Genomic DNA, 23,192 nt, shown 5'->3' on the forward strand with positions numbered 1-23,192 from the left:
ACGGCGGGCTCAGCTCCCAGACGAGTCGTAACGGCGCCCCGGTGCAGCTGGGGCCACCGGTTCCGGACGGTCAGCCGACCCAGCACCCACCGCCAGCCAGGGGGCTCGGTCTGCGGCGCCGTCGTAGTGTCCGCCCGTGGGGTCATCCAAGGCGACCCGGTCCACCTCAGCCGGGTCCACGCCCACGCCCGCCAGCCGCCGGGCGGCCACCTCCCGCCGCTCCGGGGCCTCCAGTCCGCGCAGCCTCCAGACCTGCCCGCCGGGCAGGGAGGCGCGCACGGGGTCATGCGCGGGCTGCAGCATCTGCTCCACCACCCGGAACATCAGGTAGGCGGTGGCGAGCATGTGGGCCAGGACTGCGAGCACATAGACGGTGTCGTCCATGGAGTGCTGGGACATGGACCCGGAGGCGCCTTTGGCCAGGTACATCCAGATCGCCCAGAAGTGCAGGACCTCGAAGAACTGCCAGATCAGGAAGTCCCGCCAGCGGGGGACGGCAAGCGCGGCCAGCGGGATCAGCCAGACCACGAACTGCGGGGAGTAGACCTTGTTGGTGAGCACGAACGCGGCCACGATCAGGAACGTCAGCTGGGCCACCCGGGGCCGGTCCCGGCAGAGCACGCCCAGGACGAAGATGGCGCAGCAGCACAGGAAGAACGCGCCGTAGGCGAGCAGGGAGAGGCGTCCGTCCGGGATCTGGGGTCCGCCGATCTGGCCCATGGTCACGTTCCAGGCGTGCCAGACACTGGACAGTCCGGGACCCCGTTCGCCGGAGAAGGTGAAGAAGACCTTCCACGCCTCGACGTTGCCCACCATCAGGGGGATGTTGACTGCCAGCCATGCACCGGCCGTGCCCGCGAGCGCCCACAGGAACGGGGCGAAACGCAGGGTCCGCACCGCCAGGATCAGCAGCGCACCGAGGATCAGGAGCGGATAGAGCTTCATGGCCGCACCCAGGCCGAACAGGATGCCGGCCAGCAGGGGTCGGCGCCCGGCGAAGAGCCACATGCCCACTGCCAGCAGGGCCACGGCCCAGAGGTCCCAGTTGATGGAGCCGGCCAGGATGATGCCCGGGGCCACGGCCACCATGGCCGCGTCCCAAATCCTGCGCCCGGCGGTGCGAGCGGTGACCACCACGGTGATGATCCACAGCACCGCGGTGAACAGGAAGTTCACGTCCCAGTAGGCCAGGGAGGGGTTGAGGTCGTGCCCGGGCAGGCTCTGGGCCACCACCGCGGCCAGCGAGGCGACCACGGACATCAGCACCGGGTACTCGAAGCTGGCGCCCGCGGCGAACGGCGCGAAGGCGTTCTCGGCGAAGCCGCGTGCGGAGTAGAGGGCGGCCCAGTCCGAATAGCAGCCGGCGTAGTAGACGTTCGGTGCCCCCCAGCCGCCCATTCGGCACGGGGACTTCAGCAGCACCGCGACCACGGCGGAGAGGGTGGTGAGCAGGATCAGGATCCGCATCGGGGTCCAGAATCCCCCGCCGACCCGGCCCGGCACCGTGTGGCGGCCCATCGGCCCGCCCAGCCCCTCACTGAGGCGGCGCACCAGCCCGTCCGTGCGGGACGGGAGGGACACGGGAAGGGGGGCGCCGCCGTCGGGATGTCTCTCAGGGGTCCCCTCAGGGCGCACCGCGCTGGGTGACGGCTGGCTCATGGCTCCAGCCTAGGGGCTGGGACCCTGACCGGTCCCGACGACGGCCGGAGACGCCGGAGGTCGCGTCACCTCCTCAACGCGCGGGAATAGCAGGGCAGACCACCGGGTTGGACATCAGTACGGTCCTCATGCGTCATCCGGCGTAAAGTGGATCGGGTTGTGCCGAGTCCGGCGCAACGCCCTCTTCATGCCTCCGCCGTGTCGGCGGTGTTCGAGCGCGCCAGGGGGGCGTCTGCCGGCCAGCGCGACCGCGCGATGCGCAACTGCAGCTGATCATGAACCAAGGAGTATCGGTGTCCCAGAAGATTCGAGTGGCCATTGCGGGCGTAGGCAACTGCGCGACCTCCCTCATCCAGGGTGTGGAGTACTACCGCAACGCCTCCCCGGAGGACACCGTTCCGGGCCTGATGCACGTGCAGTTCGGCGACTACCACGTCTCCGACCTGGAGTTCGTGGCCGGGTTCGATGTGGACGCCAAGAAGGTCGGACTGGACCTGGCTGACGCGATCCTCGCCTCGGAGAACAACACCATCAAGATCGCCGACGTCCCGCAGACCGGTGTGAAGGTGCTGCGCGGCCCCACCCTGGACGGCCTGGGCAAGTACTACCGCGAGACCATCGAGGAGTCCGACGCCGAGCCCGTGGATGTGGTGCAGGCCCTGAAGGACGCCCAGGTGGACGTGCTGGTCTCCTACCTGCCGGTCGGTTCGGAGGAGGCGGACAAGTTCTACGCACAGGCCGCCATCGACGCCAAGGTCGCCTTCGTCAACGCCCTGCCGGTATTCATCGCCGGGACCAAGGAGTGGGCGGACAAGTTCACCGAGGCCGGCGTGCCGATCGTCGGGGATGACATCAAGTCCCAGATCGGCGCCACCATCACCCACCGCGTGATGGCCAAGCTGTTCGAGGACCGCGGCGTGACCCTGGACCGCACGTACCAGCTGAACGTCGGCGGCAACATGGACTTCAAGAACATGCTCGAGCGCGAGCGCCTGGAGTCCAAGAAGATCTCCAAGACCCAGGCCGTCACCTCCAACACCTCGGCCGAACTCGGTGAGAAGGACGTGCACATCGGGCCCTCGGACTACGTGGCCTGGCTGGACGACCGTAAGTGGGCCTTCGTGCGCCTGGAGGGCCGCAACTTCGGCGATGCCCCCGTCTCCCTGGAGTACAAGCTCGAGGTCTGGGACTCCCCGAACTCAGCCGGCGTGATCATCGACGCCGTGCGCGCCGCCAAGATCGCCCTGGACCGCGGCGTCGGCGGCCCGATCCTCTCGGCCTCCTCCTACTTCATGAAGTCCCCGCCGGTGCAGCACCACGACGACGACGCCCACGAGCTCGTCGAGGCCTTCATCCGCGGCGACATCGAGCGCTGAGGCTCCAGCTTCAGCGGCAGCAGGACCTAGTAGTTCCCGACGACGGCCGGTGACGATTCGCGTGAATCGTCACCGGCCGTCGTCGTTTGGTGTGCAGACGAGAGAAGACCCGGACCCCTGTGGGGCTCCGGGTCTTCGTCATGCCGTGGGGCTCAGTGCCTCACACACATGGTGAGTCGGCCCAGGCCAGCGCCCTGAGGGCCGGACATCGAGGAGCTGCTGCCGTAGGTCACCGTCACGGAGCTGACCGGATGAGAGAACCGAGTCCGCAGATTGCCCCCCACCTGGTTCCGGCTGGTGTTGGTGAGGGACGTGGGGAAATACCACGGAGCGGCAAGGGTCCCGGAGCCAGCGACGTTGGCCAATGTTGATGTTCCGTTGTACGGGCTGGTCAGGGCGGCGTCACTGAAGAACTTGATGGTGACCGTCGTGGCACCGGAGCCGGACTTCTGGTTCAGGATCAGGTCGTTGTACCCACCTGTGGTCGCGATGCCGTACTCACTCACGGTGATCCGTCCCCACGACTGACCCACCTCACCGAACGCACGCTTCCCGATTCTCAGCTGATAGTTCGCAGTGCTGTTGGAACTGGTGCTGTAGGCGCCGGCAGACTCCGTGTACGTCACCTGCGCGTAGACCGTCTGGGTGCCGGTGATGGTGTAGACCGTGCCGTTGGTCAACTTGGTGGAGGTGGCGGTGCCCCAGTCCAGGTAGGCGGTGCGGCAGCTGTTCCGTGACGCGGCGAACGCCGGCGCGGCAGCGGCGGTCATGATGACGGGAACTGACCAGGCGGCACCTTTGACGATGGTGCGGCGGGACGGGGACGACGACGTCGGGAAAGATCGGGAAGACAAGAGACGGTCCTTGCCGTATGGGGGTGCACACGATGGGATGTGGTGGCCGTGCGCGGGGGGAGGCACACGTGTCCGGGCGAGACCTGCACAGAACCCCTCCGACAGAACCCGAACGGCACCATCCTGAAACGTAGGAAACCCGATCACACACGGTTCAGAGTGAGTCAATCGAGGTTGTAATAGTGCAATCCTCGAGCAATCGTGTCCAGACAGACCCGAATCGGCGTGTTGACGCTGATGTCGAGCCCCTCGACAGCCGAATGAGCATCGGCCCACGTCACACGGTGTTCATCGCATCGTGACCGTCCAGTCACTCAGAACAGCCCGGTGACCGTTCCGTCCACTCCGACGTCCATCTGATCGGCGGCCGGGCTGGCCGGTAGGCCGGGCATGGTCATCACGTTGCCGGTGAGCACCACCACGAACCCAGCGCCCGTCCGGGCGACCACTTCGCGCACGGTCACCGTGAACCCCTGAGGTGCGCCCAGCACCGACGGGTCGTCCGAGAAGGAGTACGGGGTCTTCGCCATGCAGACCGGCAATCGGTCCAGTCCGGCGGCCTCCAGTTCGGCCAGCTGTCGGCGAGCCAGCGGGGCGTACTCCACCCGAGCGCCCCGGTAGATCTGCTCCACGATCGTCTCAATCTTGTGCGCCACCGGCAGGTCAGCGGGGTACAGGGGCGCCCACCCGGGCACCTCGTGGGGATCCTCCGTGGTCAGCAGGGCGGCTGCATCAGCCATCCGGGCCTCAGCCTCCGCGCGCACCGCCTCGGCCTGCTCCACCACCTCGACCACCCGCCGGGCCAGCTCCACCGCACCCTTGCCGCCCTGCGCCCACACATCCGCCACAGCCACGGGAATCTCGTGATGCTCGCACCACCCGCGCAGCCACGCCAGCTCGGCATCCGTGTCCTGACCGAAGCGGTTCACCGCCACCACCACGGGCACCCCGAACCGGCGCATGTTCTCCACATGCCGCTGCAGGTTCACCACGCCCGCTTCGAGTGCCTGCAGGTGCCGTTCCGCGGCCCCAGCATCTCCGGCGGACACCGCGGCATCAGCCCCGGCCTGCACCTCAGCCAGCGTCATCCCGCCCTGCAGCTTCAGTGCCCGTACCGTCGCCACCACCACGGACACCGCGGGTTCGAACCCGCCGGCCGGGGCGGTGATGTCCATGAACTTCTCCCCGCCCAGGTCCGCCCCGAAGCCGGCCTCGGTCACCACCCAGTCCGCCAGGCGCTGTGCCGTGCGGGTGGCCATCACGGAGTTGCAGCCGTGGGCGATGTTGGCGAACGGCCCGCCGTGCACCAGCGCCGCCGATCCGCCCAGCGTCTGCACCAGGTTCGGGTTCAGCGCGTCCTTGAGCAGCACCGCCATGGCACCCTGCGCCCCGTTCGGCCCGATCATCCCCGCGGTCACCGGTTCACCACCGAACGTCTGTCCCACGGTGATCCGTCCCAGCCGTTCCTTCAGGTCGGTCAGGTCCCGCGCCAGGCAGAACACCGCCATGGTCTCGGTGGCCACGGTGATCTCGAAGCCGTTCTCCCGCGGCACGCCCTGGGCTTTGCCGCCGAGTCCGATCACCGTGTGCCGCAGCGAGCGGTCGTTGACATCCAGGGCCCGCTTGACGGTGATGGTGCGCGGATCGATCCCCAGCTCGTTGCCCTGATGGATGTGGTTGTCGATCAGCGCGCACAGCAGATTGTGCGCCGAGGTGATCGCATGGAAGTCCCCGGTGAAGTGCAGGTTGATCTGCTCCATGGGCGCCACCTGGGCATGCCCGCCGCCGGTCGCCCCACCCTTCTTGCCGAACACCGGGCCGAGCGAAGGCTCACGCAACGCCGCCATCGTGACCGACCCGGCCACCTGCGCAGGTGCGTCCTCGCGCCCGGCCAGCACATTCATCCCGTCCACCAGGCCCACGGTGACGGTGGTCTTGCCCTCACCGGCCGGCGTCGGGCTGATCCCGGTGACCAGCACCACCCGGCCGTTCCGCCCCGCCTGCTGCGGCAGCGCGCGCACCTCCACCTTGGCCATGCTGCGTCCATACGGGATGAGCGCCTCGTCCGGGATTCCGGCATCCTTCCCGACGACGGCGATCGGCTTCAGCGTGGCGGCGGCGGAGATCTGGGCATCAGTGAGCGCAGGAGTCATGCCCCGATCCTCCCACCTGACCACCCCTACGCAACTGCAGGTCAGTTATCACCGGCATACCCCGATCCGACGGGTCGTGCCGGTGATAACTGACCTGCAGATGAAGAGGGCTCGGGGTCAGGCCCTACTCGGCAGAGCTCTCGGGCTGCTCGGCCCACCAGCGCAGCAGCTCGGCGCGGGCCACGTCCTCCTCATGCGGGCCCTCGTCCAGCCGCCATTCCAGCAGGTGCTTGTACGCGCGGCCGACCACGGGACCCGGGCGGATGCCCAGGATCTCCATCACCTGAGTGCCGTCCAGGTCCGGACGGACCGCGTTGAGCTCCTCCTGCTCGGCGATCTCCACGATCCGCCGCTCCAGGTCGTCGTAGGCGTGGGCCAGCCGTTCGGCCTTGCGGCGGTTGCGGGTGGTCACATCCGATCGGGTCAGCGCGTGCAGCCGCGGCAGCAGGTCCCCGGCGTCGTTGACGTACCGGCGCACGGCCGAGTCCGTCCATCCGGCGTCCCCATACCCGTAGAACCGCATGTGCAGCTCCACCAGCCGGGCCACGGCCTTGATGGTGTCCTTGTCGAACCGCAGTGCACGCATCCGCTGCCGGGTCAGCTTGGCGCCCACGGCGTCATGGTGGCGGAAGGAGACGGCGCCGCTGGGCTCGAAGCGGCGCGTGGCGGGCTTGCCCACATCGTGCATGAGCGCGGCGAAGCGCAGGATGAAGTCCGGACGGGGCACATAGGCGCCGGCCCGCGGCTGGGGTGCGGGGCCGTCGTCGGGCCCTGCCTCTGCCTCTGTTTCTGCCCGCTCGTATTCATGGCCCATGGCCTGCTCCAGCACCATCAGGGAGTGCTCGTACACGTCCTTGTGGCGGTGGTGCTCGTCCGTCTCCAGCTTCAGGGCCGGCAGCTCGGGCAGCACGTGCTCGGCCAGGCCGGTGTCCACCAGCAGGGTCAGGCCGGCGCGGGGATCGGCGCCGTTGATCAGCTTGACCAGCTCGTCGCGCACCCGCTCGGCGGAGATGATGGTGATGCGGTCGGACATGGCCGTCATGGCAGTGACCACTGACTCGTCCACACCCACGCCCAACTGGGAGGCGAACCGGGCGGCGCGCATCATGCGCAGGGGGTCGTCCGAGAAGGAGTCCTCCGGAGTGCCGGGGGTGCGCAGCCGCCCAGCGGCCAGGTCCTTCACCCCGCCGAACGGATCCACCAGCTCCATCCCGGGAAGCCGCAGGGCCATGGCGTTGACCGTGAAGTCCCGGCGCAGCAGATCGTCCTCGAGGGAGTCGCCGAACGCCACCTGCGGCTTGCGAGACTCCGGGTCATACTTCTCCGCACGGTAGGTGGTGACCTCCAGCTGCCAGCCGCCTTTCGAGAAGCCGATCGTCCCGAACTTCTTCCCGATGTCCCAGTGCGCCTCCGCCCACTTCTTGCCGATCCGCAGCGTGGTGTCCGGGTCGGCGTCCGTGGTGAAGTCCAGGTCCGGGGAGACCCGCCCCAGGAACAGGTCGCGCACCGGTCCGCCCACCAGGGAGAGCTCATGTCCGGCGGCGGCGAAGAGCTCGCCCAGCTCCAGGACCACGGCAGGCAGCCGCGCACCGGAGGGGAAGCCGGCGGGCAGGGCGACGGTGGACGCGGATCCGCCCCCGCCTGCAGAGGTCTGGGCGGCGCGGTCCGAGGGGTCAGACGGGGAGGGGTTGCTCATGGTGTAACCAGAGTGCCAGATCCGGACCCCTCCGCGTGTGGCACGCGCGCCCCGGTCGCTCCCCAGGAACTCTGAAGGCAGACCGCTAGAGTGGAACGCATGTCCAGGCCCGTTCCCAGCGCTCCCAAGCGCACGCCACTCACCGCCGCGGTGGGTCGTCGTGTGCCGCGTCGGCCTGACCAGAACGGCCCGAACGGCGGCTCAGGTGACCATGGGTCCGGCCAGCACAGCTCTCTTCCCACGGTGGAGGAGGTCTCGGCCGGAGGCCTGGTGATCCGCCGCCAGAACAGCCGTCTGGAGGTCGCCATCATCGCCCGGTACAACCGCGGCGGACGGCTGGAGTGGTGCCTGCCCAAGGGCCATCCGGAGGGTGAGGAGAACCACGAGGAAGCGGCCGTACGCGAGGTGGAGGAGGAGACCGGCATCGCCGGGGAGATCCTGGCCCCGCTGGGCTCCATCGACTACTGGTTCACCGTGACCAGCCATCGCGTGCACAAGACCGTGCACCACTTCCTGCTCCAGGCCACCGGCGGCGAACTCACCACGGAGAACGATCCTGACCACGAGGCCGTGGACGTCGCCTGGGTCGAGCTGGATCGCCTCAACGCCAAGCTCTCCTTCCCCAACGAGCGCCGGATCGTGGACTTGGCCCGCCAGGTCCTGCCGGACCACCTGGAGGCCTTTCCAGACGACGGCCAGGGCACCTCGCGGTGACCGCCACCTCCTCCACGGGTCGGCAGGACGGACCCGGTACTGCTGAACGCGCCACCGAACAGTACGATCCCGGGAACCACTCCGCGAAGGCCACCGCCAAGGCCAGCGCGATCATGGCCGCCGGCACGCTCATCTCCCGGGTGCTCGGATTCGTGCGCAACGCCCTGTTGGCCGTGGCCATCGGCTCCACCGCGCTCGTGGCGGACATCTTCGAGTCGGCCAACACCATCCCGAACATCATCTACATGCTGCTGGCCGGCGGCGTGTTCAACGTGGTGCTGGTCCCGCAGCTGATCAAGGCCGCCAAGGCACCGGACCGGGGAGCGGACTACACCTCACGGCTGGTCACCCTGGCCGCCCTGGTGATGCTGGGGTTCACCGTGGTGATCACCCTGTGCGCCGCACCGCTGATGAGCGTGCTGACCAAGGACTGGACGCCCGGCATGCTCGCCCTGGGCACCGCATTCGCCCTGTGGACGCTGCCGCAGATCCTGTTCTACGGGCTGTACGCGGTGATCGGCCAGGTGCTCAACGCCCACGGACGCTTCGGCGCCTACATGTGGGCCCCGGTGGTGAACAACATCGTGGCGATCGCCGTGATCGCCACCTACCTGGTCATGTTCGGTCGGTACGCCGCCGGGCAGGACCAGCTCACCGAGTGGTCCACCCAGCAGACCGTGATCCTGGCCGGCGGGCACACCCTCGGGGTGGTCCTGCAGGCGCTGGTGCTGTTCGGGCCGCTCAAGCGCCTGGGCCTGGGGCTGCGCCCGAAGTTCGGCTGGAAGGGCATGGGGCTGCGCTCCACGGGGCGGCTGGCGGGGTACACCCTGATCACCATGGTGGTCGGCAATGTGGTGAACCTGGCCCTGAACCGGCTCGTCACGGGGGCCACGGCGGCCCGGTCCGCCGGTGAGACTCCCGGGCCTGAGGCGTCCACCGCCATGGCGGAGGCGGCCATCCCCGGCCTGTACGCCCTGAACACCGCCCAGCTGATCACCGTGCTGCCGCACTCGGTGTTCGTGCTCTCGGTGGCCACGGTGCTGTTCAACCAGCTGGCCCGGGCCATGGACAACGGGGACCTGGACTCCGCCCGGCGCACCACCAGCCAGGGGCTGCGCACGTTTGCCGTGCCCATGATGTTCGCGCTGGTGGTCGTCCTGGTCCTGGCCGGTCCCATGGGCCGGATCTTCGCCAGCTCGGCCTCCACCGCCACCGCCTCGGGCGTGGCCATCGGCCAGCTGCTGGTCCTGCTGGCCCTGGGCATGCCCTTCCGGTCCGCCCACATCTATCTGACCCGGGTGTTCTACGCCGCGGAGAACGCCCGGATGCCCATGATCATCCAGGTCCTGATCGCCGGCATCAGCCTGATCCTGGCCTACGTGGCCTCCCTGATGCTGCCGAACTGGTCCTTGGCCTACCTGATGGTCAGCATCTTCACCGTCTTCCACGTGGTGCAGTTCGCCATCACCCACACCCTGGTGGTGCGTCACTTCGGGGACTACGGCTTCGGTCAGGTGGTGGACACCTACGTCCGCACCGGCCTGGTGGCCCTCGTCTCAGGGGTGGCCGGCGGGGCTGTGCTGTGGCTGATGGGCGGATTCTCCAACGGATTCGCGTGGACCTCCATCCTCACCGCCGTGGTGACCTGCGCCGTCGTCGGGCTGGTCATGCTGGTGGTGTACCTGGTCATCCTGCGGCTGATCCGGCTGCCGGAGCTGATGTCCTTCCTGGGGCCGCTCCTGCGGCGCGTGCCAGCACTCTCTGGCCGCTGAGGCCCTCGTCGCCGCAGATTTCTGCGGTGCCCCTCAGGCGTGTCGGCGGTTCACCGGCCACCTCAAGGTCCCTGCGCCGTAGCATGGACCCGACCGTACTCCCGGGTCAGCCGCCCTGTGCCAGCACCAGCGCATGGGCCCAGCCCGGGCCACCCACTGGAGGAGCATCGTGCCGCAGCCCATTGAAGAGGGGACCGTACTCGGAGGCCGCTACCGGGTCACTGGACATGTGGTCACCTCAGCGGATCAGGACATGGTCCTGGAGGGCCGCGACCAGGTCCTGAATCGCGATGTCACCATCCTCGTGGCCTCTGCCCAGCACGCTGCTCAGGTGGCCACCTCGGCCCGCGAACTGGCCACGGGGGAACGGACCGGGGAGATCCAGGTCCTGGACCTGGGTCTGAGCGACGGCCGCACCTACCTGATCGCCAGCGGGGACTCGCGCACCCAGGAGATGCTCGATCTCGCTCAGGCCCAGCAGGTCTATGTGGAGCCCTTCTACACGGACACCCTGGGCTCTGAGCTCTTCGGGGAGTCCCGGACCTATGAACCGCAGGTCTACGAGGACGACGACGACTACTACTCGGACCTGGACGCTCCGGTCGCCCAGGAGGAGACATCCCAGCGTCGTCCCAAGTTCCTCAATCGCATCTCCGAGCAGCTCAACCGTCGGCTCGGCACCGCTGACGGCGCGGCCGGGGCCGGCGCCGCCGGAGCGGGGACCGCGGCTGCTGCCGCCTCCACGTCCTCTCCCGACGACGGCTCGGTCACCGGAGAGCACCCGCTCGCCTCGGGTGCCACGCAGCGGCGCTACGACGAGGAGTTCCCACTGCCGGAGCAGGTCGAGGATGACATCGACGCTGCCGCCGAGGACGAGCACGCCCAGCAGACCGAGCCGGACACGCCGGACCAGGACGCCGAGCTGCCCCGCCAGAAGGACCACTCGGACAAGGTGACCGTGTGGGAGGACGAACCGGAGGCCGCACCCGAGTCCGCCGAGGACGGTGGTCTGGCCGCTGAGCCGGACCGGCAGGCCGAGGACGACTCCTTCGACGAGTCGGTGATCGACCCTGCGCCGGAGGCGCCAGCCGTCCACGGTGCACCTGAGGTCAGCTCAGACCCGGATCCGGACGAGGACCAGACCACGGACCGTGCCCAGCGCCCCACGGAGGACGGTGTCGGGCTCGCTGCCGGTGGGACCGCGCTGGCCGCAGGGGCCGCTGCCGCGGGAGCCGGGTCTTCGCGTGCGTCCTGGGGCGACTTCCTGCGTGGGGGCTCCTCCTCGGAACGTTCTGCCGAGCAGGATGCCCAGACGGTGGAGGACTCCGGCCCCGAGCACAGCGGGGAGCAGCCTGACCGGCCCGTCGCCCCGGTTCAGGACACGGATGAGGACTACCAGTACGCCGATGACGAGGACCGGGATCGGCCCGGTGCCGCACGGTGGCTGATGGCTGGCATCCTGGCCCTGCTGCTCGTGCTGGCAGGGATCATCGCCTTCAACCTCCTGGGCAGCAACCTCTCGCCCACGGCGGGGCCCACCGATCAGCCCACACAGAGCGAGGAGTCGCCCACCCCCACTTCTTCCGAGGAGGCACCGACCTCCGATCTGCCCGCCCCGGCCATCGCCGGTGTGAGCCGATTCGTTCCGGACTCGCCGACCCTCAGCGCGGACACCGACTCCACGCTGCCCAACGCCATCGACGGCAACCCGGCCACGGCCTGGCAGACCTACTCCTTCGCTCAGCCGACCTTCGGCGGGTACGCCACCTCCATGGCGCTCGTGGTCGAGCTGGAGGAGCCCAGCGCCGTGAATGAGCTGGCGATCACCCAGAACAGCGGTTCGGGCGGGTCCTTCTCGGTCCTGGTGGGGCCGAGCGAAGACATCTCCGAGGCCACACAGATCGCCGAGGGCTCCTTCACCGGACCGCAGATCAGCATCCCGATCACCCAGGACGGCGGTCCTGCTGAGGGACAGTACGTCTTCATCAACTTCACGGAGCTGCCGCGTCTGGCCAATGGCACGGGGACCTTGCCGTATGGACTGCGTGTGGCTGAGGTCCAGGTCAACTGATCTCCACGTCGTCCATCCAGCCGGCAGGTCATGCAGGATTCGCCCTGCCGATTCAGTGGTGGAATACAACCCGACGGCGGGCTGTTCCCTCCCAGTGAGAGCACTGTGCGAGGCCAGTCCGCCCTCGCCGTGTCCCCGACCCCGAAGGAACTGCTGTGACCGAGGCTTCTCCCGCCACCCCTGATGTCCATGACGTCGTCATCATCGGCTCCGGCCCGGCCGGCTACACGGCCGCCATCTACACGGCCCGGGCCAATCTGAGCCCCATCGTCTTCGCCGGTTCGGTGACGGCCGGCGGCGAGCTGATGAACACCACGGACGTGGAGAACTTCCCGGGCTTCCCCGAAGGGATCATGGGCCCCGAGCTGATGGGGAACCTGGAGCAGCAGGCCAGCCGCTTCGGCGCCGACGTGCGCTATGAGGACGTCACCGAGGTGGACCTGGAGGCTCAGCCCAAGCGCATCGTGCTCGGCGACGGCACCGTGCACCACGCGCGAGCAGTCATCCTGGCCACGGGATCCGCCTACCGCGAGCTGGGCGTGGACGGGGAGAAGCGGTTCTCCGGGCACGGAGTCAGCTGGTGCGCCACCTGCGACGGCTTCTTCTTCAAGGACCAGAACATCGCCGTCGTCGGCGGCGGTGACTCCGCCATGGAGGAGGCCCTGTTCCTGACCAAGTTCGCCGACCAGGTCACGGTCATCCACCGCCGAGACTCGTTGCGTGCCTCCAAGATCATGGCCGACCGCGCGCTGGAGCACCCCAAGATCACCTTCCGATGGAACTCTGCTGTGACCTCCCTGGACGGGGAGGACAAGCTCAAGACCGTCCACCTGAAGGATCTGGTCACCGGCGAGGAGTCCTCGTTGGAGGTCACCGGCCTGTTCGTCGCCATCGGCAACGACCCGCGCACCGACCTGGTCAAGGACCAGGTCGAGCTCACCGATGAGGGAACCATCCGCATCGAGCACCCGAGCTCCCGCACGTCCATCCCCGGTGTCTTCGCCGCCGGTGATGTCACCGACTCCACCTACCGTCAGGCCATCACGGCGGCTGGCTCCGGCTGCATCGCCGCCCAGGATGTGGAGCACTACCTGGCTGATCTCCAGGACGCCGAATCTGCGGGCGTCGTCCCGGATCCGGCCCAGGAGACCGTCGCCCACTGACCACGCCACACCGGCATCAGCACCCCATCTCCACAGGAGGAACCATGAGCACCATCAACGTCACCGATCAGGACTTCCAGGAGAAGGTCCTGAACTCGGACAAGCCCGTCCTGGTCGATTTCTGGGCCGAGTGGTGCGGCCCCTGCCGCATGCTGGGACCTGTCCTGGAGAAGATGTCCGAGGAGCACGCCGAGAAGATCACCGTGGCCAAGCTGAATGTGGATGACAATCCTCAGACCGCCTCCACCTACGGCATCACCAGCATCCCCGCCGTCCTGGTGTTCCAGGGCGGAGAGAAGGTCGCCACCTCCATCGGCGCGAAGCCACAGCAGGCCCTGGAGTCCGAGTTCGCCCAGTACCTGGCCTGATCATCTGATCCAGACCAGGATCTCCACAGCAGAAGGGACCGCTCTCCGGAGCGGTCCCTTCTCTGCGTGGTCTGAGGTCAGTCCTGGCTGTCTCGGCTCGAGGGCTGGATCAGCCCCATGATCCTGTGCAGATCCTCCACCGAGGCGAAGTCGATGGCGATCTTGCCCTTCCGTGCACCGAGCGTGATCTTGACCGTGGTGTCCAATTCGTCCGTCAAGGAGTTCGCCCAGTAGTCCAGACGCTCATGCCGCTGAGTGGACCGAGCACGCTGAGGGGTCTTCGGCTGACGGAGGCCACTCTCCATCGCCACCATCTCCTCCGTGGCACGGACCGAGAGCCCTTCAGACACGATCTTCTGGGCCAGACGTTCCATCTCTGCCGGGTCGGTCAGGGACAGCAGTGCCCGAGCGTGCCCCGCAGACAGGACTCCAGACGCAACCCTGCGCTGGACCAAGGGGGGCAGCTTCATCAGGCGCAGAGTGTTGGAGATCTGCGGCCGAGAACGACCGATGCGGGCAGAGAGCTCATCCTGCGTGCAGTCGAAATCCTCCAACAGCTGTTGGTAGGCGGCTGCCTCTTCCAGGGGATTGAGCTGGCTGCGGTGAAGGTTCTCCAGGAGTGCATCTCGCAACAGATCCTCATCCGAGGTGTGCCGGATGATCGCCGGAATCTCCTGAAGGCCGGCCTTCTGGGAGGCCCGCCAACGGCGCTCGCCCATGACCAGTTCGTAAGGGTTATCTCCTGGGACAGGTCTGACGACGACAGGCTGAAGTAGGCCGACCTCCCTGATGGAGGCGACCAGCTCATCCATGTCGTCCTCGTCGAAGACCTCGCGTGGCTGTCGCGGATTCGGATGAATGTCGCCGACCGGGAGAGAGCGGAGCTCCGAACCATCCGGTAGAACCCCGCCCTGACCCGATCCGACAGTGTCTCTGCTCGTTGACGACGTCGCGCCCTCGTCAACATCAACCTTTTCAGTGTTCCTGTTCGTCTTGCGGCCCCCGGAGAGCAGGGCGTCCGCAGCCGCAGAGGTCCTGTTCCGGGGGATGCTGATGTCGGGAACTGATCGCCGTCCTCTGGACTTGGTCCCTTCGGCAGCTGTGGTCCGTTGCTGTCCACTTCGGGAATCGCCATCAACCCGCTCCGGGAAGAACACGTCCACCGGCCGTCTCGTTTCACGTGGAACATTCGTTGCTCCCGACTGGCCCTGCTTCAAGTATCGCGAAGCGACCTCATGCACCTCAGCTTGAGTGGACCCCTCAGGCGCTCCTGGATGCTCGTCTACTGCCTCGACCTGCTCCTCAACGTGCTCGGGCGTCGGGTCAGCAGGAGAGGTCTCCGGAGTATGCTTCGTGCCGCCGGCGTCACTCGTGTCAGCGTCCTCGAGAGGCGGGGTCGCTTCCTCCGTGTTCTGGATGAGGGCACTGAGGCCACGCCCCAGGCCACGACGATTCTTCTTCACGGACACAGATACTCCTCTTTCGATCAACGACTGTTCCAGTCTACGTCTGTTTCACGTGAAACTGCACCCATTGATACGGAGCGACAGTGTTATTCGGTTGAGGAAAGGAACTAGCACTGATCACTTCTGGACTTCGTCGACGACGTAGTATCCGTGATTGTTCTTCCTCGCAGCAGGCAGGCAGTCTGGGCTCGAAGCAGCTGGCCTTGTCGGTCTCCATCCCTCATCCAGCACCTTGGATGCTGTCAGAGCATTCGTACTCATGGTGAGAATGTTTCACGTGGAACGGGTGGAAGCTGGACCGGCGACGGAGAGGCGACTGGCAACTGAGTGAACACTCCACTGCTTCCTGCACACGTTCGTCGACCGTTCTCCGCGGCGACCAGATGCTCTGAACGAAGTCATCTGCTGCCCCTACGAACACATCGCCACATTCGGCGGTTTCACGAGAAACACGCTCACGTCACTCCGAACTCCTGTCAGGCGGTCGACAGATCTCCTCCTCCACTATCAGGCGTGCATTCGGAGGTGAGGGGACATCACTGATGCAGTGCGCCAGAACAACGGCGTCGTGTAGTGGACGCGAGTACCGTTTCACGTGAAACTGAACGAGACATGGAGTGTCATGGAATGTACTTCAGCACTAGCGGGTGGCTCCTCATGTTGGAGAGCTGTTCGAACACGAGGCATCACGCGCAATCAGTGTCATGCGTAAGGTGACGACCAGGGTCAGGGCAATGTACCGACGTTGTGAAGCTTTGGCCTGACCGTTTCACGTGAAACCCTATCGTCAGTCCTCGTGAGAGACAGCAGGACCCTAGAGCACCGTGTGCCCCCGGCCTCACTAGGTCGTCAAGGATGCCCTCTCCAACCATCCGCTCGTTCGAATGGGCTGATCACCCCAGATGCCTTCACCCATCGCCGGGCAATCACGGACTACGCTCCCGGTGTGAGAACCGCCTGAAGCCGGCAGTGCTGTGGTCGTGTGTTTCACGTGAAACGGAGCATCAATCCATACGTTGGTCTCGAACCCATAGGGCCTGAAGAACCCTCGACAAAGACACTGCGGTATCGCGTTTCACGTAAAACCCTGCGCCTTAACTCGACGAGATCAGACCGCGGGCGGCCGTTCCACGTGAAACCGAGAGATCGGCGGAATCTCGGATGAGGTGACATCCATCGGCAGGCAACAGTGGCAGGTGCTTCGCCCAGTGGAAAGCCGTCTGCCCGGAGAGGAACCTGGCCACGTGGACGACAAGACCACGATCCGCCACCCACCGACCCGACCCACCCGTAGCCGACGAGGACGTCACAGCTGCCCTGCCGACATACGGGCATACCGTCACTGCGGACGTGCGACGCGCTCACCAAGATCCAGCGTTGTGGAATCGGCCACGAGACCCGACGAGGTCTGCAATGGGTCCAGGGTCGATCCATTCAGCACAGCGCCTGGATGATGGAGACACCCAAAATCCGTTGATCTGAGCCCACGGAAGGCCCGGATCAACGACCGGCCGCGGCGCCCTTCTCGGCAATCTCAGCAGCGGCTTCGCGGTAGGAGAGAGCGCCTGCCGACTGAGGATCATAGGTCAGCACGGTCTGCTGGAAACTGGGGGCCTCGGAGATACGGATGTTCCGGGGGATGACAGCTGAGAGGACCTGGTCGGGGAAGTGCTCCCGGACCTCGTCGGCGACCTGAGATGCCAGGTTGGTACGCCCGTCGTACATCGTCAACAGAATGGTTGACACCTCAAGTGAAGAGTTGAGGTGCTTCTGGATCATGGTGATGTTCTTGAGCAGCTGAGACAGACCCTCGAGGGCGTAGTACTCAGTCTGAATGGGAATCAGGACCTCACCGGCGGCAACGAACGCGTTCACCGTCAGCAACCCCAGACTCGGGGGACAGTCGATGAAGACATAGTCGATCCGCGGCATCCCCTGCTTCTCGCGGTGAGCGAAGTATTCCTTCAACGCCCTGGACAGCCGCTGCTCACGAGCCACCAAGGAGACCAGCTCGATCTCCGCCCCGGCCAGATCGATGGTGGCCGGTGCCACCACCAGCCCCTCCACATCAGGGCAGTCCTGCACGACCTCCGCCAGGGGGAGCTCATCGATCAACACGTCGTAGATGCTGTCCACCTCAGAGCTGTGCGGGATGGCCAGAGCAGTGGAGGCGTTGCCTTGAGGGTCGATGTCCACCACCAGCACGTTCATCCCAGCACGGGCGAGCGCTGCGGAGAGGTTCACCGTGGTCGTGGTCTTGCCGACACCACCCTTCTGATTCGACACAGTGATGATGCGGGTCGATGAAGGATGGGGAAGCCTCTTGCCGCGCAGCTTCTCGCGTCGACGATTCTCCTGAGCCAGCTCACGAGCCAGCGGGGTGCTGGCGTTCACCGACACTCCACCGAACTCACCGGTCTCAGCCGTCGGCGTGGTGTCCGAGTCATGCTCCACAGGACAGATCCTCCCTATGTCGGATCACCACCAGCAGTCTGCTGGTGGTGTTCGGCAGCCTCTTCAGACTACTGGGTCAGTCAGCTGTATCAGTGCGGCGGTCACCGGTGCGCTCAGCGACGACGGATGGGCGCGCGCACGACCGTGGTCGGCTCTTCCAACAGGTCTTCACCGACGATCTCGACCGTCGGCGTGGTCATCCGGAACTTCTTCAGGACCTTGGCTGCCGCAGTGATCTCCTCAGCGGCCGAGCGGCCCTTGATGGCGATCAGCTCACCCTCACCCTTGACCAGGGGCACTGTCAGGGGGATCAGCGTCTTCAACGCGGAGACAGCGCGGGCCGTCACCACATCGACATCCAGGTTCTCAGAGACCTGCTCGGACCGGCCACGGATCACGTCCACCTTGTCCAGCTCCAGGTCCTCCACCACCATGTCCAGCCACGCGACCCGTCGCTCGAGCGGTTCGATGAGGATGAAGGTGCAGTCAGGACGGGCCAAGGCCAGAGCGAGACCGGGCAGCCCTGCCCCGGAGCCGACGTCGGCCACAAGAGCTCCCTCCGGCAGCAGATCTCCGACCACGGCACAGTTGAGCACGTGCCGTTCCCAGAGACGCGGGACCTCGCGGGGACCCAACAGCCCCCACTCGATGCCGGTGGTGGCCAGATGCTCCACGAACCGCTCAGCCAGTGGTAGACGATCACCGAAGATCGTCTCAGCTGCCTTCCGCGTCTCTCCGGTCAGCGCAGGAATCTCCACCGGGCGTGCGCTGTCCTCCGAGGGGATCCCCTCGCGGGGTTCGGCGTTGGCCTCAGTCACCGGACGTGACCACCACATGCCGGCGGGCGCCCTCGCCCTCGGACTCGCTGACCAGGCCGGCATCGGCCACGACGTCGTGCACCAGCTTGCGCTCATAGGCACCCATCGGCTCAAGGTGCACGGCTGCCTCGCCGTCGCGCACGCGCTGGACGGCCTCCTGCGCCAACTTCTCCAGCCGCCCGGCACGCTCGGCTCGGCGACCGGCGATGTCCAGCACCAGTCGTGACCGGTTGCCCGTAGAGGCCAGCACGGCCAGTCGAGTCAGTTCCTGCAGGGCATCCAGACCCTTTCCGTCGGCGCCGCTGAGCTCGCGCAGCCGGTCTTCACCCTCCTCGGCGACCACCGAGACATAGGTGCGACCATTGCGCACCTCGATGTCGATGTCACCGTCCAGATCGGCGATGTCCAACAGCTCCTCGACGTAGTCGGCGGCGATGTCGCCCTCCTCCTCGAGCCGGCTGGAAGCCTGGCTGTCCGAGGAGTCTGCAGCCGTCGTCGTGGTCTGTTCCTCGAGCCCTGCTGACGGTGCGCCGGCCTGCTCGACCTCAGGGGTGGGATCTGACTGCTCGGTCACTTCTTTCTCCTGTTCTTGCGCGCCGGCTGCTGACGCTGGCCCTGCTGACGCTGAGCCTTCAGTTCCGCCTTCGCGGCGGCCTCCTCGGCCTCCTGTGCGGCCTTGCCGATGGGCGGGAGTCCCTTGGCGGCACGGCGCTCGTTCAGCTCACGCTCAGCCTGCGAACCCGGGGTGGGGTTGTTGCGGATGATCCAGGTCTGCTGCCCCACGGCCCAGAAGTTGGTGGCGGTCCAGTAGACCAGCACGCCGATCGGGAAGTTGATGCCGCCGATGCCGAAGACCAGGGGCAGCACGTACAGCATCATCTTCTGCGACTGGGCGAACGGTCCGGTCATCGCGGCCTCGGACATGTTCTTGCTCATCAGCATCTTCTGCATGTAGAACATCGAGGCTGTCATGAGCAGGATCATCACCACGGAGACGATCAGCACGTTCACGTTGAGGTTGTCCCCGGTGGAGCCCAGGAACGTGTCCGACATCTTGGCGCCGAACAGCTCGGAGTTCTCGAAGGAGCGCACCTGGTCCGCGCTCAGCGCAGAGATCCCCTCGTTGCGCTCGGCCGCACCCTTGGCACCGATGAGCACCTGGTACAGCGCGAAGAAGAACGGCATCTGCACGAGCATCGGCAGACAGGCGGAGAACGGGCTGGTGCCGTGCTGCTTGAACAGCGCCTGCTGCTCCATGGCCATGGCCTGACGGGAGAGCTGGTCCTTCTTGCCCTTGTACTTGGCCTGCAGCTTCTGGATCTCCGGCTGCAGAGCCTGCATGGCGCGCTGGGCCTTGATCTGCTTGACGAAGACCGGGATCAGCAGGGTGCGGATCAGCACCACCAGCAGGATGATCGCCAGGGTCCAGGTCCAGCCGGACTCCGGCGGCATGCCGATCCAGTCCAGGAGCGTGTGGAAGGCACCCAGGACCCAGGACACCGCCATCTTGAACGGCCACAGGATGATGTCGAAGAAGTTCATGGTCTCCTACTGCTCCTCCGGCAGGTCCGGGGGAATCGGGGGGTGGTTGAGTTCAATGATCCTGGGGTGTCGACCCTCGGGCCAAATCCTCCGCCCGGGCGGCACTGGATCCACACCGCCGTCGGTCCAGGGGTGGCATCGTCCGAGTCGGCGAGCGGCCAGCCAGCTGCCCCGCACCGCCCCGTGCACCTGCACCGCCTCGAGCGCGTAGGCCGAGCAGGACGGGAAGAACCGACACACCTGACCGTACAGGGGGGAGATGAGGGTCCGATAGGAGACGAGCGCCCCGCCCAGCAGGGCCGAGGGCAGTGCCCGCACCGGCCCCCAGATCTGCGGGTCCGGCAGGGTGGTGAACGGGTTCTCCGTGGGATGCGGTGTCCGTCCCGGGTCTGTGCTGGTCACCGACGTCCTCCGGTGGCCGAGGAGGTCGCCCCAGCTCCGTCGGCCTTCTTCAGAGCGGAGCGGATCCCGGAGGTGACCTCCGCGTGGAGTGTGGCCCAGTCGGCCTCTCCCGACGACGGCAGGGCGCGGATGACCAGTTGGGCACCTGAGTGCCCCTTCAGTGGGCCGGCGAACACCTCAGCCACTGCTGAACGCAGACGCCGCTTGACCCTGTTCCGGGTGACGGCGTTGCCGACAGCCTTGGAGACGATGAATCCGGCCTTGAGCCCTTCGTCGGTCAGATGTGCAGACACGACAACGTTCCGGCGCCCTGCTCGGGCGCCGGAACGCAGTGTCTCGGAGAACTCCGCTGGGGTGCGGACCCGATTCTTCCGGGGCAGCACGCCGATGATGTCCTGTCTGCTGACTGGTCCGTCCGGCTCAGGTCCGCTCAGGCGGAGAGCTCGGTACGGCCCTTGCCACGGCGGGCGGCCATGATGGCGCGGCCGGCGCGGGTGCGCATGCGTGCGCGGAAACCGTGCTTCTTGGCCCGGCGGCGGTTATTCGGCTGAAAGGTCCGCTTGCTCACTTTGATCTCTCCACAACGTGTGTATCGCGCCGGCACCGTGATGACCGGCCCGTGATGTGGGCCGTCTCCGTGGGTGTCACCGACCGAATGGGGAAGGGTCGGCGGCGCTCTGGCAGGAACCCCCCGGGGTGCAGGCATGCCACATCGACCCAGGGGACTGACCAATCTTACGGAGGCGCCGGGAAGAGCGTCAAATCCCTGAGGGCCTTCCCGGGTTGTCCACGGTTATCCACCGCCTGTGAATAACACTGTGGATTAAGGCTAGACTCGGCTTCCCAGGCGGATTCGCCTGGATCTCGAGGCCTCATCCAGCCACGGGTCCGATGCGATCGGCTGTCCCCGGGTTCTCGACTGTCCACATGTACTCGCGCCGGAAGGACACCCGTGGTCGACGACGAGGAAGTCAGCAGCTCCTGGCGGAAGGTCGTGCTGACCCTGGACGAGGACGACCACGTCAGTCCACGTCAGATGGGCCACGTCCGGTTGGCTCAGCCGCTGGGCCTGCTGGGCTCCACCCTGCTGCTGGCCGTCCCCACGGAGCTGACCCGCGACGTCCTGGAGACCCAGCTGCGCGATCAGCTCGCCCGGGCCGTCCAGCACGTCTTCCGCGCCACCATCAGCTGTGGCTTCTCGATCGACCCGTCGTTGAAGTCCTCCGAAGACGAGGTCCCCCCGCGGCCTGTCCCGCCCGTCCCCCAGCTCTCCGACGAGCCGTTCCGTGATCGATCACCGCTGCGGGTCGAGGACTCCGAGGAGTCCTTCACCCCGTCTCGGAGCTCCCTGTCCGCCCCGGCCCGCGGCGCACAGTCCACCCCGGCACCCTCGCCTCCCTCGACCTCGGATGAGACCAGCCGGCTGAACCCGCGCTACCACTTCGAGACCTTCGTGATCGGCTCGTCGAACCGCTTCGCCCATGCCGCGGCCAACGCGGTGGCCGAGGCACCGGCCAAGGCCTACAACCCCCTGTTCATCTACGGGGAGTCCGGACTGGGCAAGACCCACCTGCTGCACGCGATCGGTCACTATGCCCGCGACCTGTACCCCGGGCTGCGGGTGCGGTACGTGAACTCCGAGGAGTTCACCAACGACTTCATCAACTCGATCCGTCACGACGAGGGTGCCAGCTTCAAGCACATCTACCGGAATGTGGACATCCTGCTGATCGATGACATCCAGTTCCTCGCGGACAAGGAAGCCACCGTGGAGGAGTTCTTCCACACCTTCAATGCGCTGTACAACAACAGCAAACAGGTGGTCATCACCTCGGATCTGCCTCCCAAGCAGCTCTCCGGCTTCGAGGAACGACTGCGTTCTCGCTTCGAGTGGGGCCTGATCACCGACATCCAGCCGCCGGACCTGGAGACGCGCATCGCGATCCTGCGCAAGAAGGCCGAGGCCGAAGGGCTCGTGGCCCCGCCTGAAGTCCTGGAGTACATCGGCTCGCACATCTCCACGAACATCCGTGAACTGGAGGGCGCGCTGATCCGCGTCACGGCGTTCGCCTCGCTGAACAAGCAGGAGGTGGACATCCAGCTGGCCGAGCACGTGCTCAAGGATCTGATCACCGACGACGGCGCCCACGAGATCACCGCGGCCACGATCCTGAATGAGACCACGGCGTACTTCAACCTGACCATGGAGGAGCTGACCAGCAAGTCACGCACCCGGACGCTGGTCACCGCGCGACAGATCGCCATGTACCTGCTGCGTGAGCTCACCGAGATGTCCCTGCCCAAGATCGGTGCCGAACTGGGCGGGCGCGACCACACCACCGTCATCCACGCCGATCGCAAGATCCGTGAACTGATGGCCGAGCGTCGCACGATCTACAACCAGGTCACCGAACTCACGAACAAGATCAAGAAAGCCCAAGCCGGAGGACGCTGACCTCGCGGCCCCACCCGGGTCCGCGGGAAAGCTCCCGTGTGGACGGATGCCATTCGTCCACACTGTCCACCGCGACGTGCAGCTGGGTTCTCCACAGCACGATCACTGTGTCTCCGGAGGTCGTCATCCCCTCTGTCCACAGCATTGCCCACATATCCACAAACTGTGGACGATCACCCGAGAGACGGAACCCACACCTGTGGACAGAGCTGTGGATCGTTAAGTGGAT

At 66.5% G+C, this 23,192-nt stretch carries 19 protein-coding genes; 7 read left to right on the forward strand and 12 right to left on the reverse strand.

What is annotated here, in order from left to right:
• Positions 1-9 precede the first annotated feature (9 nt).
• Positions 10-1,659 carry a glycosyltransferase family 87 protein gene (locus BM355_RS12235; protein ID WP_143109497.1) on the reverse strand — a complete coding sequence of 550 codons (1,650 nt, stop codon included), beginning with the start codon at positions 1,657-1,659 and terminating at the stop codon, positions 10-12.
• Between the two features lie 275 nt (positions 1,660-1,934).
• On the opposite strand from BM355_RS12235, the gene BM355_RS12240 reads away from it, so the two are divergent.
• A complete protein-coding gene (locus tag BM355_RS12240) occupies positions 1,935-3,035 on the forward strand; it encodes an inositol-3-phosphate synthase (protein WP_091699037.1) in 1,101 nt (366 codons plus the stop codon).
• Between the two features lie 152 nt (positions 3,036-3,187).
• On the opposite strand, the gene BM355_RS12245 is transcribed toward BM355_RS12240, so the two are convergent.
• From BM355_RS12245 to BM355_RS12255, 3 genes are all read right to left on the reverse strand, one after another.
• A complete protein-coding gene (locus tag BM355_RS12245) occupies positions 3,188-3,889 on the reverse strand; it encodes a hypothetical protein (RefSeq protein ID WP_143109498.1) in 702 nt (233 codons plus the stop codon).
• A 314-nt stretch (positions 3,890-4,203) separates the two neighbouring features.
• Positions 4,204-6,042: a formate--tetrahydrofolate ligase gene (locus BM355_RS12250; RefSeq protein ID WP_091699042.1), complete on the reverse strand. Its 1,839-nt coding sequence runs from the start codon at positions 6,040-6,042 to the stop codon at positions 4,204-4,206.
• A 124-nt stretch (positions 6,043-6,166) separates the two neighbouring features.
• The gene (locus BM355_RS12255) at positions 6,167-7,738 is read right to left on the reverse strand and encodes a CCA tRNA nucleotidyltransferase (protein ID WP_091699045.1); all 1,572 of its coding nucleotides are present in this window, start codon (positions 7,736-7,738) and stop codon (positions 6,167-6,169) included.
• Between the two features lie 99 nt (positions 7,739-7,837).
• Between BM355_RS12255 and BM355_RS12260 the strand changes: the two genes are divergently transcribed.
• From BM355_RS12260 to trxA, 5 genes are all read left to right on the forward strand, one after another.
• Positions 7,838-8,452 carry an NUDIX hydrolase gene (locus BM355_RS12260; protein ID WP_091699047.1) on the forward strand — a complete coding sequence of 205 codons (615 nt, stop codon included), beginning with the start codon at positions 7,838-7,840 and terminating at the stop codon, positions 8,450-8,452.
• Positions 8,449-10,224, forward strand: a complete 1,776-nt coding sequence (murJ, locus tag BM355_RS12265) for a murein biosynthesis integral membrane protein MurJ (RefSeq protein WP_245760803.1) — start codon at positions 8,449-8,451, stop codon at positions 10,222-10,224. The genes BM355_RS12260 and murJ overlap by 4 nt, the downstream gene beginning before the upstream one ends.
• Positions 10,225-10,393: 169 nt before the next feature.
• On the forward strand, positions 10,394-12,295 hold the full coding sequence (locus BM355_RS12270; RefSeq protein ID WP_143109499.1) for a hypothetical protein: 1,902 nt from the start codon (positions 10,394-10,396) through the stop codon (positions 12,293-12,295).
• Between the two features lie 155 nt (positions 12,296-12,450).
• The gene (gene trxB, locus BM355_RS12275; protein WP_091699051.1) at positions 12,451-13,458 is read left to right on the forward strand and encodes a thioredoxin-disulfide reductase; all 1,008 of its coding nucleotides are present in this window, start codon (positions 12,451-12,453) and stop codon (positions 13,456-13,458) included.
• Positions 13,459-13,502: 44 nt separating this feature from the next.
• Positions 13,503-13,826 carry a thioredoxin gene (gene trxA / locus BM355_RS12280; RefSeq protein WP_091699053.1) on the forward strand — a complete coding sequence of 108 codons (324 nt, stop codon included), beginning with the start codon at positions 13,503-13,505 and terminating at the stop codon, positions 13,824-13,826.
• A 77-nt stretch (positions 13,827-13,903) separates the two neighbouring features.
• Here the strand turns inward: trxA and BM355_RS12285 are convergent, their stop codons facing one another.
• From BM355_RS12285 to rpmH, 8 genes are all read right to left on the reverse strand, one after another.
• Positions 13,904-15,067, reverse strand: a complete 1,164-nt coding sequence (locus tag BM355_RS12285; RefSeq protein WP_425435633.1) for a ParB/RepB/Spo0J family partition protein — start codon at positions 15,065-15,067, stop codon at positions 13,904-13,906.
• Positions 15,068-16,792: 1,725 nt separating this feature from the next.
• On the reverse strand, positions 16,793-17,692 hold the full coding sequence (locus BM355_RS12290) for a ParA family protein (RefSeq protein WP_281247582.1): 900 nt from the start codon (positions 17,690-17,692) through the stop codon (positions 16,793-16,795).
• 167 nt (positions 17,693-17,859) lie between these two features.
• Entirely contained in the window at positions 17,860-18,504 is a 645-nt protein-coding gene (gene rsmG / locus BM355_RS12295; protein ID WP_425435634.1) for a 16S rRNA (guanine(527)-N(7))-methyltransferase RsmG, read from the reverse strand.
• Positions 18,505-18,556: 52 nt separating this feature from the next.
• Positions 18,557-19,138, reverse strand: coding sequence for a Jag family protein (locus BM355_RS12300; RefSeq protein WP_091699057.1), 582 nt, complete (start codon positions 19,136-19,138; stop codon positions 18,557-18,559).
• Entirely contained in the window at positions 19,135-20,106 is a 972-nt protein-coding gene (gene yidC / locus BM355_RS12305; RefSeq protein WP_091699060.1) for a membrane protein insertase YidC, read from the reverse strand. Before yidC ends, BM355_RS12300 begins: the two co-directional genes overlap by 4 nt.
• Positions 20,107-20,112: 6 nt before the next feature.
• Positions 20,113-20,436: a membrane protein insertion efficiency factor YidD gene (yidD, locus tag BM355_RS12310; RefSeq protein ID WP_245760807.1), complete on the reverse strand. Its 324-nt coding sequence runs from the start codon at positions 20,434-20,436 to the stop codon at positions 20,113-20,115.
• A 68-nt stretch (positions 20,437-20,504) separates the two neighbouring features.
• Positions 20,505-20,891, reverse strand: a complete 387-nt coding sequence (rnpA, locus tag BM355_RS12315) for a ribonuclease P protein component (protein WP_091699063.1) — start codon at positions 20,889-20,891, stop codon at positions 20,505-20,507.
• Positions 20,892-20,938: 47 nt separating this feature from the next.
• The gene (gene rpmH, locus BM355_RS12320) at positions 20,939-21,076 is read right to left on the reverse strand and encodes a 50S ribosomal protein L34 (RefSeq protein ID WP_091699065.1); all 138 of its coding nucleotides are present in this window, start codon (positions 21,074-21,076) and stop codon (positions 20,939-20,941) included.
• 384 nt (positions 21,077-21,460) lie between these two features.
• Here rpmH and dnaA point away from each other — a divergent pair, with 384 nt between their 5' ends.
• Entirely contained in the window at positions 21,461-22,963 is a 1,503-nt protein-coding gene (gene dnaA, locus BM355_RS12325) for a chromosomal replication initiator protein DnaA (protein ID WP_091699067.1), read from the forward strand.
• Positions 22,964-23,192: the final 229 nt, after the last annotated feature.

The organism is Micrococcus terreus (genome assembly GCF_900116905.1).
In the GTDB taxonomy this organism is placed as follows: domain Bacteria; phylum Actinomycetota; class Actinomycetes; order Actinomycetales; family Micrococcaceae; genus Citricoccus; species Citricoccus terreus.